At 58.7% G+C, this 15,100-nt stretch carries 11 protein-coding genes; 7 read left to right on the top strand and 4 right to left on the bottom strand.

Annotated elements, in window-relative coordinates; all coding sequences use genetic code 11:
- The first annotated feature begins 61 nt into the window (after positions 1–61).
- A complete protein-coding gene (locus ACN2TU_RS15390) occupies positions 62–439 on the top strand; it encodes a Rid family detoxifying hydrolase (RefSeq protein ID WP_435156572.1) in 378 nt (125 codons plus the stop codon).
- A gap of 30 nt (positions 440–469) precedes the next feature.
- Here ACN2TU_RS15390 and ACN2TU_RS15385 read toward each other — a convergent pair whose 3' ends face one another.
- Positions 470–742: a DUF8113 family protein gene (locus tag ACN2TU_RS15385; RefSeq protein ID WP_435156571.1), complete on the bottom strand. Its 273-nt coding sequence runs from the start codon at positions 740–742 to the stop codon at positions 470–472.
- A gap of 229 nt (positions 743–971) precedes the next feature.
- On the opposite strand from ACN2TU_RS15385, the gene ACN2TU_RS15380 reads away from it, so the two are divergent.
- The 3 genes from ACN2TU_RS15380 (at position 972) to ACN2TU_RS15370 (ending at position 6,889) form a co-directional block, all read left to right on the top strand.
- Complete coding sequence (locus ACN2TU_RS15380; protein WP_435156570.1) at positions 972–2,495, top strand: NADH-ubiquinone oxidoreductase-F iron-sulfur binding region domain-containing protein; 1,524 nt, start codon at positions 972–974, stop codon at positions 2,493–2,495.
- Entirely contained in the window at positions 2,492–5,782 is a 3,291-nt protein-coding gene (gene fdhF, locus ACN2TU_RS15375; protein ID WP_435156569.1) for a formate dehydrogenase subunit alpha, read from the top strand. The genes ACN2TU_RS15380 and fdhF overlap by 4 nt, the downstream gene beginning before the upstream one ends.
- An 858-nt stretch (positions 5,783–6,640) precedes the next feature.
- Positions 6,641–6,889 carry a Rieske 2Fe-2S domain-containing protein gene (locus ACN2TU_RS15370; protein ID WP_435157047.1) on the top strand — a complete coding sequence of 83 codons (249 nt, stop codon included), beginning with the start codon at positions 6,641–6,643 and terminating at the stop codon, positions 6,887–6,889.
- A 145-nt stretch (positions 6,890–7,034) separates the two neighbouring features.
- Here ACN2TU_RS15370 and ACN2TU_RS15365 read toward each other — a convergent pair whose 3' ends face one another.
- The gene (locus ACN2TU_RS15365) at positions 7,035–7,448 is read right to left on the bottom strand and encodes a GlcG/HbpS family heme-binding protein (RefSeq protein ID WP_435156567.1); all 414 of its coding nucleotides are present in this window, start codon (positions 7,446–7,448) and stop codon (positions 7,035–7,037) included.
- A 150-nt stretch (positions 7,449–7,598) separates the two neighbouring features.
- On the opposite strand from ACN2TU_RS15365, the gene ACN2TU_RS15360 reads away from it, so the two are divergent.
- Complete coding sequence (locus ACN2TU_RS15360) at positions 7,599–7,877, top strand: GTP cyclohydrolase I (protein ID WP_435157046.1); 279 nt, start codon at positions 7,599–7,601, stop codon at positions 7,875–7,877.
- 103 nt (positions 7,878–7,980) lie between these two features.
- Here ACN2TU_RS15360 and ACN2TU_RS15355 read toward each other — a convergent pair whose 3' ends face one another.
- Both ACN2TU_RS15355 and ACN2TU_RS15350 read right to left on the bottom strand, forming a co-directional pair.
- Entirely contained in the window at positions 7,981–8,841 is an 861-nt protein-coding gene (locus ACN2TU_RS15355) for a DMT family transporter (RefSeq protein WP_435157045.1), read from the bottom strand.
- Positions 8,842–8,996: 155 nt separating this feature from the next.
- On the bottom strand, positions 8,997–10,724 hold the full coding sequence (locus ACN2TU_RS15350; RefSeq protein WP_435156565.1) for a formate--tetrahydrofolate ligase: 1,728 nt from the start codon (positions 10,722–10,724) through the stop codon (positions 8,997–8,999).
- Between the two features lie 316 nt (positions 10,725–11,040).
- Here ACN2TU_RS15350 and folP point away from each other — a divergent pair, with 316 nt between their 5' ends.
- Together folP and ACN2TU_RS15340 are read left to right on the top strand one after the other, a co-directional pair.
- Entirely contained in the window at positions 11,041–13,434 is a 2,394-nt protein-coding gene (folP, locus tag ACN2TU_RS15345) for a dihydropteroate synthase (protein WP_435156563.1), read from the top strand.
- A gap of 228 nt (positions 13,435–13,662) precedes the next feature.
- Positions 13,663–15,042 (top strand): aminomethyltransferase family protein, encoded by a 1,380-nt coding sequence (locus ACN2TU_RS15340; protein WP_435156562.1) that lies wholly within the window; start codon positions 13,663–13,665, stop codon positions 15,040–15,042.
- The last annotated feature ends 58 nt before the right edge of the window (positions 15,043–15,100 follow it).

Raw genomic sequence — 15,100 nt, 5'->3', positions numbered from 1 at the left:
AGATGAGTTTGTTCCGGCGCTAGAGCCGATATTTAACCGGATCGGGTGAATAGGCTTGGGCATGAAGCGCATCATCAGTACCGACGATGCACCGGCAGCAGTCGGCGCGTACAGTCAGGCGACGACCAACGGCGATGTTCTCGTTACGGCCGGACAACTGCCCTTGACGACCGACGGCGAGCTGCTCGACGGGTCGATCGTCGAACAAACACGGCAGTGTCTCAGAAACGTCGAGGCAATCCTCGAATCGGAGGATCTCGCGTTCGAGAACGTTCTTAAGACGACCATTTTTCTCGACGATATCGACGACTTCGACGAATTCAACGAAGCTTATAGCGAGTTCTTCCAAAACGATCCGCCGGCACGGAGCGCCGTCGGTGTCGATGCAGTGCCGAAGGGCGCGTCGATCGAGATAGAGGCCATCGCGACGAAAGAGTAACACCCGCACGTACGGGGGAGTCGCGCCTGCTCACCGCAGTTCCATCTGCTCGGCACGCTCAACGGCGAGGTCAGTTATCTCCTCGATACTGCTGTTCGAGCGGTCAGCGAGCACACGTAACATCATACCGAGTTGAACCGCGGCGGCCTCACGGAGTTCGGCCTCTGCCCCGGTGTCGTTACCGAAGTAATACTCGTGACGGCCGTCCTCGTGGACGATACCCGCATATACCGAACGCAACTCCTCGTCGGTGATCGCTGTCGATGCATCGGCCTTGACTTCCTCGAATCGTGGGTTTGCCATCACATTCGACACCGGGATAGAGGTTTCTAACCTCTTTGATCGACCGACAGGGTTGGGGGTACCGTGTTCAGCCAATCAAGAGTATCACTCTCCAATCGACATTCCACCCAACTGACTGATTGTGGCGCGAGTATTCGACTGCCGGTACTAAGCCTTACTTCGTAGCTACGTGGTTAACATCGAGCAGAGGCTATGGGATTTTTATCTCCAGAGTGCAACATCTCATGTCATGAATCGAGTTATCGGTGCAATCGGCCGCTCACCGGTCGTTCGTGTCGCGACCGCTGTGGCGACGAACGAGAGTGAGCAGATTATGACCACGGCACAGAATACTGCCGACTCGGTACCAGTAGTTCGAACGGGGCCGACCGGAATCGCGGAGAGCGACCCACTCGTCATGGCGACGAAATCGGGACGAACGGCCTTCTTCGCCGACCCGAAATCGTCGGCTGTTCATACCCTTGTCGAGACGCTAGAAGCCGGGTCGGTTCCGACGAACGGTGCGGATGCAGTCGTCGACCACGACCCGGAAACTACGTCGCTACCGGTTCCGGACGTCGAGCCGTTCTCGGTCGGCCAGCGGTCAGTGCTCGGCGCGTGTGGGTGGGTTGATCCGCTGAATCTGACTAAGCGATCCTTCGTCGCAACCGAGCAGACAGCCAAAGCGGTAACCGACGTTGGACTCCTCGGCCGTGGGCGCGGTGACGCCGCCGCGGACGAGCCAGTCGCCGACGTCTGGGAGACGGCTCGAAGGACAGAGGGAGATCCGGTCGTCGTCGTAAACGCGAACGAGTCCAGTGACACGCCGCGGGCGGACAAGACGTTGCTCGCCGGTGCGCCCATGTCGATCCTCGACGGATTAGTTGCCGTCGCGGAGTACGTCGGCGCCGACGACGCCGTCCTCTACCTGAACGAGACGGACGTCGAGTTGCATCGAACCCTTCGGAAGGTCGTCGACGCGGTCACTGAGGAACTACCGGTCGTTCCGCAGTTGGTGACTGGCCCCGACGAGTACCGTGCTGGCGCGCCGACGGCTGCACTTGAAGCGTTGGAAGGCGCCGACCGCATCGAGCCACGCCTCCAGCCGCCGCCACCCGCTGAATACGGGCTCTACGGCCGCCCGACGGTAGTTCACACGCCCCGGACGTTCGCCCAGGTTCAGCGTGCCATCCGGAAACCGGACGCGTTCGACGAGGGAGAGACCGACCCCGGAACCCGACTGGTCACCGTCGCGGGTGACGTTGCAAACCCCGCGATTATCGAACTGGCGTCGGACGGCAGCCTCGAGGCGACACTGGACGCCGTCGAGATGACGGGCAAGTTCAAGATGGCCTGCGTCGGCGGCATTCTCGGTGGTATCACCCGAAATCTCGACATCGCTCCGACCGCACGCTCCCTGCGTGCTGCCGGCGTCGGCACCGACGGAGTCGTCGAACTGCTAAACGAAAAGCGGTGTGCTGTCGCGACTGCCGGCAAGCGAGCGAACTTCGCCGCAACAGAGAACAGCGGCCGCTGTGTTCCCGGCCGCGAAGGAACAAAGCAACTCGTCGAACTACTGCGTGATGTCTACCAGGGGTCGTTTGAAACCGACAAAATTCTGGAACTGGGTCGAGTGATGAGCCGGTCGAGCAACTGCCAGATTGGGACTCACGCACCTCGACCTGTGACGACTGCCATCGACGAGTTTGAACTGGAATTCCGCGCACACGCCGATGGCCGCTGTCACAACGATACCTGTACGGAGAAACTATGAGCACTGACGATCCACTCCCAAGCGTACCGGACGTCGCCGACCCGCGGCCGGACACGCCGGTTACGGCCGAGTTCGAGACGGGCACTGCGAATGATCCAGACGTCGGCACCGATGATGACACACCGATAACAGTAACAGTCGACGGCGAACCAGTGACCGTTCCGACAGGGTCGACCATCATTGACGCGATGCAATCCGTGAGCGACGAGATTGTAACGGTTGACTCGGGCACGGACGGCGTCGAGGATGACGCCGACGTGCCAGCGCTTTGTTACTACGACCGTGAAGGCGATTGTAGCGACCAGATCGGCCCCCGGAGCGAATGTCGAACGTGTATGGTTGAGACGGAAACACACGGCCTCGTCCCCGCCTGTTCGTTCCCGGCCGAAGACGGACTTACCGTGCAGACGGACTCGCCAGACGCCGAGGAATGCCGTAGTGTCAACCTCGACCTCGTACTCTCGAACCACAATCTCCGCTGTACGACCTGTAACGGTAACGGCCGCTGTGAGCTGCAGGACGCAGCCATCAGCGAGCACGTCGATCACCCGCGGTACGGGGTCTTCGACGACCGCGACCAGTACGAACCGATTGACGACTCCTCGTCGTTCATCCAAATAGACCGCAACAAGTGCATTCTCTGTAATCGGTGCGTCGATGCGTGTAACGACGTCCAAGTCGAGGGTGTCCTTCGAATCGAAGGGCACGGCGAGGATACCCGGATCGGCTTCCAGTCCGACGCTGAGACGATGGACGACTCCGATTGCGTCTCCTGTGGCCACTGCGCAACCGTCTGTCCGACTGGCGCGCTAACCGAGAAGGGCATCGACGGGGTCGGGACGATTCCCCTTCCTGGGTTCACCCAACGGAACTCCGTCGGGGAGGTCATCGAACACGAAGACGTCGAGACGATAGACGACACGACCGCTCCCAACAGGTCGTTCGGTATTAACGAAACCGGGGATCGGGACGAGAAGACCGGTCTCGCCCGATTCATGGATCAGGTAAAGCACCGGGGTGGCGAACTCGGCCGGAAAGCGATGCTGGTCGGGGAACACACCGCCGAAGGCATCGCGGCGAATACGCTCCCAGAGGGGTACCTGTTCGACATCGCCAGCAAAGTCAGCGACTACCGGTTGGACTCGATCGAGAAAGCAGAGACGACGTGTGGATTCTGTGCTGTCGGGTGTCGCTTCGAGATGTGGGGGAAAGATGGCCAAGCTCTCGGTGTCGTCCCGGTCGACAACCCGGACGATGCGCCGGCGAACAACTTCTCGACCTGTGTGAAGGGGAAGTTCGGACACGAATTCGCGAACAGCAAGAAGCGGCTAACGAAACCACTCGTTCGCAACAAGAAGGGCGAACTAGAACCGACCAGTTGGAATGAGGCACTGGACTACGTTGCAGAACAGTTCACCGACATCCAGGAGGAACACGGCGTCGATGCGGTGGGGTGTCTCGCGTCCTCGAAAGGCACGAACGAGGAGGCGTACCTCGTCCAGAAGTTCGCCCGACAGGTGCTCGGAACCAAAAATATCGACAACTGCGCCCGTCTCTGTCACTCCTCGACGGTGGCGGCACTCCAGCAGACGCTTGGGTACGGTGCGATGTCCAACCGCATCAACGAAGACATCGGTCGGGCTGACGCATATCTCATTAGCGGATCGAATACGACAGAGTCCCATCCTGTCTTGGCGACTCGAATCAAACAGAACGTCCGTGACGGTGCTAACCTGATCGTATTTGACCCTCGGAAGATCGGCATCGCCGAGCACGCCGACCAATACACGCGGACGAGGCCAGGCTACGACGTGGTCTGGCTCAACGGACTGATTCGGTACATCATCGAGAACGACCTCCACGACGAGGCGTTCATCGAGCGCAACACCACTGGTTTCGAGAAGGTTCAGCAGAAGGTTCAGGCATTCACCCCCGAGCGAGTCGAAGAGTTGGCGGGCGTCTCACCGGAAGAACTGGCTTCGGCGGCCGAGACACTCGCAGCGGCAGAGAACGTCGTATTCGGGTGGGCGATGGGAATGACCCAGTCTAGCCACGGCACCGAAAACCTTCTCGCGATGGCCAACCTCGCACTGACGCTTGGACAGGTCGGCAAAGAGGGTGCCGGTCTCTCCCCATTCCGTGGCCAGAACAACGTCCAAGGTGGCGGCGGGGACATGGGAACGCTCCCCGGGAGTCTTCCAGGGTATCAGAATCCGGCTGACGACGAAGTCGGTGCGAAGTTCGCCGAAGCGTGGGGTGAGCGGCCGCCGGAAGAGTCCGGCCTCAAAGTGCCGGAGATGTTCACCGAGATACACCAGGGCAACCTCCACGGGATGTACGTCGTCGGCGAGAATCCCACCCTCTCCGAACCAGACGTTCAGCATGCTGAGGAGGGACTCGAGAAGATCGACTTCCTTGTCGTACAGGACATCTTCATGACGGAGACGGCCGTGCACGCCGACGTCGTCCTTCCTGCGGCGACGTCGCCTGAGAAACACGGGACGTTCACCAACACCGAGCGCCGCATCCAGCGGGTTCGGCCGAGCGCGGATCCACCAGGCGAAGCCCGACAGGACTGGGAGATAACGCAGGCACTGGCTAATCGCCTCGGATACGACTGGCACTACGACCACCCGCGAGAAATAATGGACGAGATTAGCACGCTTGTTCCTATCTACGGCGGTGTCGACTACGACCGCTTGGAGGAAGGGAGCGAGCACGGTTTGCAGTGGCCCTGTTGGGACGAAGACCACCCGGGCACACCGTACCTCTACGACTACGAGGAGGGGAACTTCAACTTCGACGATGGACGTGCGCGGTTCGTCCCCGCCGATGGCGGTCACCCTGGTGAACTCCCGGACGAGGAGTACCCGTACACGCTCACGAGCGGTCGTGTGCTCTATCACTGGCATACCGGCCAGATTACTCGGCGTGTCGAAGGATTGATGAGCCACGTCGGCGAGAGCTTCGTCGAGATTAATCCCGAGACGGCGAAACAGATCGGCGTCGAGGACTCCGAGTACATTCGCGTAGAGTCTCGACGTGGATCTATCATCCTCAAGGCCGAGGTCACCGATCGTGTCGGGCTGAACACGCTGTTCATACCGATGCACTTCGCTGCGGGGGCAGTGAACAAACTCACTCAGGAAACGTTCGACCCACAGGCCGGCATTCCCGAGTACAAGGTGTCTAGCGTCCGTATCGAGGCTCTCGGTTCTGAAACAGACGCCAACGTGCTCAAAACGCCCGACGTTGGAAACGGCAACGACGGTCATCAACAGCGATAACGCGAGTAGTACCAGGGTGTCTACCCTTGTTCGAGCATCACCGCCTGACGAACCCATTCTTCTTTTCCATTTAGGGATACGGTTTACAATGTAGGAGCGTAGTTAATAATGCTTCTCGGTTCAAAAAAGGACGGCCGTGGGATCAGGCGAAGTCGTTGAACCGGTTGTTCGTCGGGTACGGCACGTCTCTGTGTTCGATCCGGACGATGCGCCGATGGGATTATTTCGCTGTCGCCTTCCTAGCGGAGGACTACGATAAACCACATCTCGTGGTCGATCTCCTCGTTAGGGATGCGTTGGGCCATGTCATCGGTTCGAGGGTCGCAGTCGAGGGCCAAGGCGAGATCCAATAGGTTTTGCAGTAAGACGGTATGCAGTCCCACGGATATCCTCAGTCTTCGTCGGACAGCCATACTCGTCGTATTGTGTTCTCGCGACAGCCAGGCTCCCTTGATTATTTCGGGAGGGCTAAATTTCTCGTGCTGTTTGGGGTTCGGGTCGTTGGAAGCGACTCACATCGCGTATTCTGTTGTGCTAGTTTCTATCAGATCGTGAAGGGTTGACGTAATTAGAGGGACATAACCAAACCCCGATTAACAAACGGGTCGAAGACAACTACTGTGGCAGCCTCAGTCGTCGTCTGTGTCCGCAATGAACGTCGACGACCGATCACCGCTCACAGTCGAGTGGTGATCCGGATTTGTGTCCAGTACTGGTTTAAGACGCTGAAACTCAAGGCACATACCGACGATTGCGACCGCGCCGATAACGGCGAACGAACCGCCGCTGATGATGGCGGAGGATGGAAAAGAGAAGGTCTTCGAACAGTATCGGGTTTAGGCGGGTCACGCGAACCGTATCACTGAACTGGGAGACGAAATCACCCGAACTGCTGGCGATCGACAGCTGATCATCGTCCGGGATCACGATGGCAGGATCAAGGCGTTTGACAACGTCTATACGCACCGTCGATCGAAGATAGTCGAAGATATGCCGATGACTGACTCCGAAAATGTGATGGGTATCAAGTGTCCGCATCATCTCTGTACGTACGATCTCGACGGTAATCTCCGAAGAACGCCGAAAATTTCGAGGAAGTCACCCTGAATCCTGACCTCGAAGACAAGGAGATTCACGAGTTCGATTCCGAAGAAAATGGACTGAACGACGTTTACGTCGACACTGTCCGCTCATCTTCGTCAACTCGGACGACGATCCGATACCGCTTGCGGAAAAGGCAGGCTCAAGTCTGTTAACTTTCCTCGAACTCCTCGACGCCGGTCTGTGCGACCTCCATATCCTGAGTGACATCACCTCCGCTAACGCCGATCGCGCCGACGACTTCGCCGTCCCTCGTCAACGGATACCCGCCGCCGAAGACGACGATGCGGTCGTCGTCAGTGGTCTGCAGTCCGTACAGTGACCCACCGGGTTGGGACGGCTCTGCTAACTCGTCAGTCGCCATCTCTAGGGCCGCCGAGGTGTAGGCCTTGTTCCGCGAGATGTTGACCGATGCGAGCCAGGCGTCATCCATACGATGCTGTGCGATGAGGTTACCCTCCGAATTGGCGATGGTGATTACCATCGGATTCTCGATCTCTTCTGCTTTTCGTTCGGACGCGTCGATAACATCCTTCGCTGTCTCGAGAGAGATCGTCTGAACCATACATTTTTCTGGATGACGACGATAGCAGAAAACGACTAGGTAAAAATATACAAGGAGTTTAAGACAGACGCCTTCAGGCCTTCGGCGGGACACCTCGGAACCACCGTGCTATCCTGAACTGGCGGCGCGACGGAACCGGAAACCAATGACCTGCTAGAAACTACTGATCTGATTCCTTCTATAATAAAATGCCTAATTTATATTACAAAATTAATCATCGACCTCTCGAAACTCACCCACTATATCCGGTGGCGGTCACGCCGCCTGACCGCACAGGAGGAACTGACCCAAGACATCGCAACCGGATTGGCCGACGAACTGAACGCCTCTGCCGTAATCGTCGAGGTAACCACGACACACTTCTGTGAGGTGATGCGGGTGTCGAGACGTCGACAGCGACGACCACCAGAGAGAGCGTTGGCGAGGTGATGGACGATGACAAACGGCAGTTCCGAAATTCGATACGTCGAGAAAGCGGGCGGTTCGGCGACGCGTTTTAGACGATATTGGCCGGTAAGTACCAACACCCGAATTAATCGAGTTCATTGCGGAGTGCTCGGTACTTCATTAGACTGAACCCGACGACGATGACGAGGAACCCAGCGACCATCCTCCTCGTAATCGGTTCGTCGAACAACGACCATCCCACCACCGCAGCCACGAGAGGCACGAGGTAGGTTATGAGCGTGACCTCGATCGCCGGATAACGATCGAGCAACGAAAAGAACAGGACGTAGGCGAAGGCGGTCGCACCTACACTGAGATAGAGAAGAGACACCAATCCAGTCATCGTCACGCTCAATCCCCACTGTTCACCGGAGAGGACACTCAGACTATGGATGACGACCGCACCAAGCAGTGCCGACCACGCGGTTCGCGTCGTGCTCGGGAGCGACGCCGAGGCCCATCGAATGAGCGAACTACCGACTGCCAGTCCGAGAACGCCGACGAGCAAGAGTGCCTTCCCGACTACCGCGGCTGAGATGGTGGCCGTGTCAGCCGGCCGAAGCAGTAGCAGTGCGCCGCCGAAACTAACGAATAGACCGACCAGTGAAACGAGCGTCAGTCGGTCTTCCGGAAGCAACACCCACGAGACCGACACGGTCGCGATGGGCGTTAGGCTCATCATCAACCCCGAGAGCACGCTAGTCGTGAGCTCCTGCCCGACGAACCAGACGCCGTTCCCGACGGCGATCCAGAAGACGCCGCCGCCACAGACCGCAACGACATCCATACGCGTCTCCGGATACCAGTCGTCGGTCGTCACGGCCACGTAGCCTAGCAGGAGCGCGCCAGCGACGTAGTACCGGAACGCCGAGAGTAACAACGGGGGGAACGTGCGAAGACCCACTTCCACGACCGCCACGCTCAGACCCCACAAGCAAGCGATCATACAGAACGCCAGAGCATCACGGATTCGAGACATGGGGTGAACTGGGTGAGTGTCGAGTGTCGGTCGGGAGGACACACTGGCAGCTCGCAACGCCGGAGAGGGCAGAAACGAGAGCAGGGTGTCCTGGGTGAACTGTGGACAAGTCGTCCGGCTGGTCAGAACAGGCCGGTAATGTTGCCGTCTTCGTCGATGTCCATGTCGGCGGCGGCGGGGTCGGCCGGGAGTCCCGGCATGGTCAGCGCGTCGGCCGTGAGCGCGACCAGGAACCCGGCACCTGCTGAGGGGTAGATCTCGCTGATTTCGAGTTCCCAGTCCTCCGGCGCACCCTTCCGGCTTGAGTTGTCGCTCAGCGAGTGGAACGTCTTTGACATGACGACGGGATAATCGCTGAAGCCGAGTTCTTCCATCCGTTTGATGTCGTCTAACGCACTCCCGGTGTATTTCACGTCTTCTGCACCGTATACCTCCGTTGCAACCGTGTGTATCTTTTCCTCGATCGAGTCGTCGACGTCGTACAGCATCTCGAAGTCGTCCTCGTCGCTGTCTTCGACTGCGTCGACGACGTTCTCAGCGAGATTGACGCCGCCTTCGCTGCCCTCGGCGAAGACGTTCGACTCTGCGGCTCTGACGCCCAGGTCGTTCCGGCAGTGATCCAGGACTGCCTGAACCTCGTCGTCGGTATCATCGGGGAAGCGGTTGACCGAGACTACGACCGGAACGCCGAACTTCTGGAGGTTCCGGGCGTGTTTGTCGAGATTCTCGAAGCCCGCCTTGACGGCGTCCACGTCAGCTTCGCTGATCTCGTCGTAGTCCACCGGCCATTGATCCAGTCCGTGGTACTTGAGCGCGCGGATGGAAGCGACGAGCACGACTGCGTTCGGGGTCATATCACCCATTCGGCAGACGACGTCCATGAACTTCTCCGCGCCAAGGTCGGAACCGAACCCAGCCTCGGTTACAAGGTAGTCGCCCATCCCGAAGGCGGTCTTGTCGGCGATGAGTGAGTTCGTCCCGTGGGCAATGTTCGCGAACGGCCCGCCGTGGACGAACGCGGGAGTACCCTCGATAGTCTGGACAATGTTAGGCTTGATCGCGTCCCGAAGTAGCATCGTGACAGCGCCGGTCGCGTCGATGTCGTCGACTGTGATCGGTTCCCCATCCTCGTCATACGCGACGATGATGCGAGCAACGCGCTCCTTGAGATCGGCGAGATCGGTGGCCAAACAGAGAACGGCCATTAGCTCGGAAGCCGCGGTGAGGAGGAACCCATCTTCGCGCGGTGTCCCACCGGTTTCTCCGCCGAGACCGATTACCGTCTCTCGAAGCACTCGGTCGTTCATGTCGAGCGCACGGTTCCAGGAGACGTCGTTGACGTTGATGTTTAACTCGTTCCCCTGTGATACCTTGGCGTCGAGCATCGCCGAGATGAGATTATGCGCCGACGTGAGTGCGTGTAAGTCGCCGGTGAAATGGAGGTTGATATCCTCCATCGGAAGTACCTGTGAGCGCCCGCCGCCGGCTGCACCGCCCTTGACGCCGAACACCGGTCCGAGCGACGGTTCGCGGATGGCGATCATTGCGTCCTCGCCGATGTGGTTCAGTGTCTGCCCCAGACCGACAGTCGTTACGGTCTTTCCTTCGCCTTTCGGAGTCGGCGTCATCCCCGTCACGAGTACGAGGTTCCGTTCCTTGCTCTCCGATTGCTCTCGAAGGCGGTCGATAGCGTTGTGTTTTACCTTTGCCGTGTATTCGCCGAAGTACTGGAGATCGTCGAGACCGAGTCCCCACGGTTCGACTAACTCCCAGATCGGTTCCATGTCGGTCGATTGCGCGATCTTGTAGTCCGTCGGAATCGGCTGTTCGTTCTGGTCCGATGGTGGCATCTCATCCTAGTGGTTTCGCACATCACGGTAAGAATATTGTCGTATTTGAAAGAATCAGGATATGATGTGTTCGCGATGGCTAAGGGGATGTAATGTCGCTCATTATATAAAAAATCTGCCATAATGTGGTTCGAAGTTCGATTGTATCCGACTGGGTCAAATAGTTCCGATGTCCGGACGCGACCCTCGCGAAGGTGATCGTCGACGGATTCCGGATCGACATCGAGACTGTTCTCTAGGCGAGATGCGGCCGAGCGCCGTCGAGTTCGGTGGCGCTGTCGTTAAGTTAATCAGGTCGCCGCTGTGGATATGTGTCATGGAGTATCATGAAGCAGCTGACTTTCTGACGTCCCTACAACGACGGCGCCCCGAATTCGGGACGGAGACAACGGCCAGAATGCTCTCCCATTTCGGAAATCCCCAGAAAACCGTCGACTTCGTGCAAGTCGCAGGCTCCAACGGCAAAGGGAGCACAACGTGTCTGCTAGAGAGCGTTCTCCGGACTGCAGGTCTGAACGTAGGATTGTTCACTTCTCCGTGTCTGAACGACTTTCGAGAACAGATCCGCGTCAACGGCCGAATTATATCGAAAGAGCGGATTACAGAGTACGTTGAGCGTATCGATCCCTGTCTCGATCGACTTCGAATGGACGACGACGTGCCGACACACTTCGAGGTTCTTACCGCGCTCGCTATCCACCACTTCGGTGTCGAGGACGTCGACATCGGCATCCTCGAGGTCGGTATCGGCGGCCGCTACGATGCGACCAGCGCGGTCGATCCGGTCGCGAGTGCGGTCACGAGCGTTAGCCTGGAACATACCGACCTACTCGGAGACACGGTGGAGGAGATCGCACGTGATAAAGCTCAGGTCGCTCCGACCGGGGCACCGCTCGTCACGGGGGCAGACGAAGCAGCATTGGAAGCCATACAGTCGGAGACGGATACTATCACGGTTGGCGCAACCGACGAGGACGTTATCGCAGTCGAGAATGGGATGCGATCCGACGTTGAGAGCAACGTATCAATCACGGGATCCGATTGGAAACTGGAAACCAACCTTTCACTGCTTGGCCAGTATCAAGCGACGAACGCCGGCGTTGCGGCGACCCTTGCCCGACAGGTTGCCGCGGTCGATGCACCTACGATAGCCAACGGACTTCGTAAGGCAACCTGGCCGGGGCGGTTCGAGATCGTCCTCACCGACCCGATGGTCGTCCTCGACGGCTCCCATAACCCGGGCGCAGCCGCAAAGTTGAGTGACCTGCTCGGACGCTACGACTACGACGACCTACACGTCGTTTTCGCCGCGATGGCGGACAAAGATTACAAACGGATGATCTCGGAACTTCCGGTTGTCGATTCCGCGTTCGTCACCCGTCCTGACGTCGATCGCGCTGCGGACGTTCCTGTACTGGCCGACGCCTTCGATGGAAAGGCAGATCAGGTCTACCGGATTGAATCCGTCCCGGAAGCCACACAGCGGGCTCTCGCCGTCGCAGACAATACGGATTTCGTGCTCGTCACTGGCTCGCTGTACGCCGTCGCAGAGGCAAGAGATCGGTGGACACGGTTAGTGGTTCCGAAGGATCCTGGACGGCGGGCAAACGGACGTACAGTGCTTTCGGGTGCCGAGTTCCCTGGGGCAACTGCTAACGACGTCAATCATCGGGTTCTCAGGACCACTCTACGACGCGACCAAGCCGAGCGGGTAAACGAGCGTCTCGAAGCTGTCGGCGGCACGTGCGTGTACTCCGAGGTAGGTGCTCCCGAAAAACTCGTCGCGACGGTTCTCTTGGGGACGGTTACACAGTTCCGTGAACTGGTTGCCGTCATCGAAACTGATGGACTCGGATTACGTCACCTTGCGCGACAACTCGAGACGACCCTCGATGGGACGACGCCGGACGAGCCGTTCGACACGGATAAGACGGCCGTGATGGGAATCTTGAACGTCACGCCGGACAGTTTCCACGACGGTGGCGAGTACGACCAGCTCGACGTGGCGGTCGAACGCGCCGAACGGATGGTTGCCGCCGGTGCTGACATCGTGGACGTCGGCGGGGAGAGTACGCGACCGGGCGCTGATTCCGTTCCTGTCAGCGAGGAAATCGACCGCGTTGTCCCCGTCATCGAGTCAATCTCGTCGCTCGATGTCCCCATCGCTGTTGACACGCGGAAGGCCGCTGTCGCGGAGGCCGCACTCGACGCCGGGGCCGACATCGTCAACGACGTCTCCGGGCTCGCCGATCCGGAGATGCGGTTCGTCGTCGCCGACCACGACGCGTCGTTAGTCCTCATGCACAGCTTGTCAGCGCCCGTCGACCCCGACCGAACCGGGACGTACGACGACGTGGTCGAGGCCGTCCTCAACGAACTCTCCGAACGGATCTTGCTTGCGGAACGAGCAGGTATCGATCGGGAACAGATCGTCGTCGATCCCGGCTGTGGGTTCGGTAAGGACGCGGCCGAGTCGTTCGACCTGGTCAACCGTCTCTCGGAGTTCCGAGCGCTCGGTTGTCCCGTAATGGTGGGCCACTCACGAAAGTCTATGTTCGAGCGAGTCGGCTGTCGGAGCGGGGAGCGACTCCCCTCGACGCTTGCAGTGACCGCTATGGCGGCCGAGCGGGGGGCCGACGTGGTTCGGGTGCACGATGTCGCGGAGAACGCAGCGGTGGTTCGGACGGTCGCTGCGACGAATGACTCGTAAGCGAGTAATCACGCCCACGCTGAGAAAAATCGATATCATCCTCGAGCGCTATCGCCGACCGATTCTTCTTTGTGCCATCTCTGGAAAGTGGGGTCGCGCTCGTTTGCTATCAGTGTAATCACAGACGAGACCACGCCAACCTCCACGAGTCACATAGACGATGGTATATAAATGGCAGAGGTTATTAACACTGTCTTTTATTACTGTCTGTAAACCTAATCCACAGGTATGCCTGAGAACAACGAGCATCCCAATCATCCGGGTGTCGACCAGTCGGATCGCGTACTACCGAGAAATTTGCGTCAGACTGGTGACCCTGGTATCGAGATGTTGGTCTCCACGCGCGTTCGCAAATCCCCATTCTTCGACAAGTCCTTCAACGAGGAAGAGGCTTGGCGGTGTACGGTGTACAACCGCGTCTATCACCCCCGTGGTCTCGTCGAACCTGAGGACGGTGGCGCGATGGCCGAATACGAAGCACTAACCGAGAAGGTGACACTATGGGACGTCGCCGTCGAGCGCCAGATTCGCGTGAAAGGACCGGACGCCGAGGCTCTCACCAACTACGTCATCACGCGTGACGCGACCGAAATCGAATCGATGCACGGTAAGTACGTCATCCTCTGTAACGAGGACGGTGGCATCCTGAACGACCCAGTGTTACTACGCATATCGGAGGACGAGTTCTGGTTCTCTATCTCCGACTCCACGCTCATGCAGTGGTTGGAGGGTATCAACGTCGGCAAGGATTTCGACGTCGAGATAGACGAAATCGACGTCGCACCGATGCAGATACAGGGCCCACTGTCCGAGGACGTGCTGATCGAAGTCGTCGGCGAGGAGGTCAGCGAAATCCCGTACTACGGACTGATGGAATCCGAAATCAACGGCTGTCCGGTGCTGGTGAGCCAGACCGGCTTCTCCGGCGAGAAGGGTTTCGAGATCTACGTGAAGGATGCGATGAAAAACGCCGAGCGCGTCTGGGATCCGGTCATGGAAACCGTCAAGGATCACGGCGGGATGCAGATCGCGCCCGGTCACCACCGTCGTATCGCGGCGGGCATCCTCTCCTGGGGCCAGGACATGGATCACGAGACGTCCCCGTTCCAGGTTAACCTAGGCTACCAGGTGCCGGACGACAAGGAAGCCGACTACGTCGGCAAAGAAGAGCTCGAACGACAGAAGGAGCTGGTGGAGAACGGCGAATACCCGTTCAACCACAAACTGGTCGGCCTGAAGATGGCCGGCGAACCGATCCGGGACTACGCACCCGACTTCTGGCTTATCTCCGACCCCGAGTCGGGTGAGGAGTGCGGTTACATGACGTCGCCATGGTGGAATCCCCACTTGGAGACAAACATCGGACTTGGCTTCGTACCGGCAGACAAACTCCAGTCAGAGTCTAATGCCCCGCTCAATGACGATATTTACGAGGCCGATCTCGATATCGAATTCGAGGTGCATCTACCTGATGAGTACGCTGAAGAGGAGAACGAACCGGTGTACGCCACCGTGGCTCGGGTGCCGTTCAAGGAGTCGGTCAATCCGAGCGCTCGCGAACAAGCCAAGCTGAACGCCAAGAAGGAAGCGGAAGCCAACGACGACTAATCGAATCGTATCGCTCGGCCTTCCACGAGCACCCTGCAGTTTTTTACGGCCAATCGAG

It is taken from the genome of Haladaptatus marinus (assembly GCF_051194195.1).
This window is presented reverse-complemented; position numbering and strand designations above follow the sequence as displayed.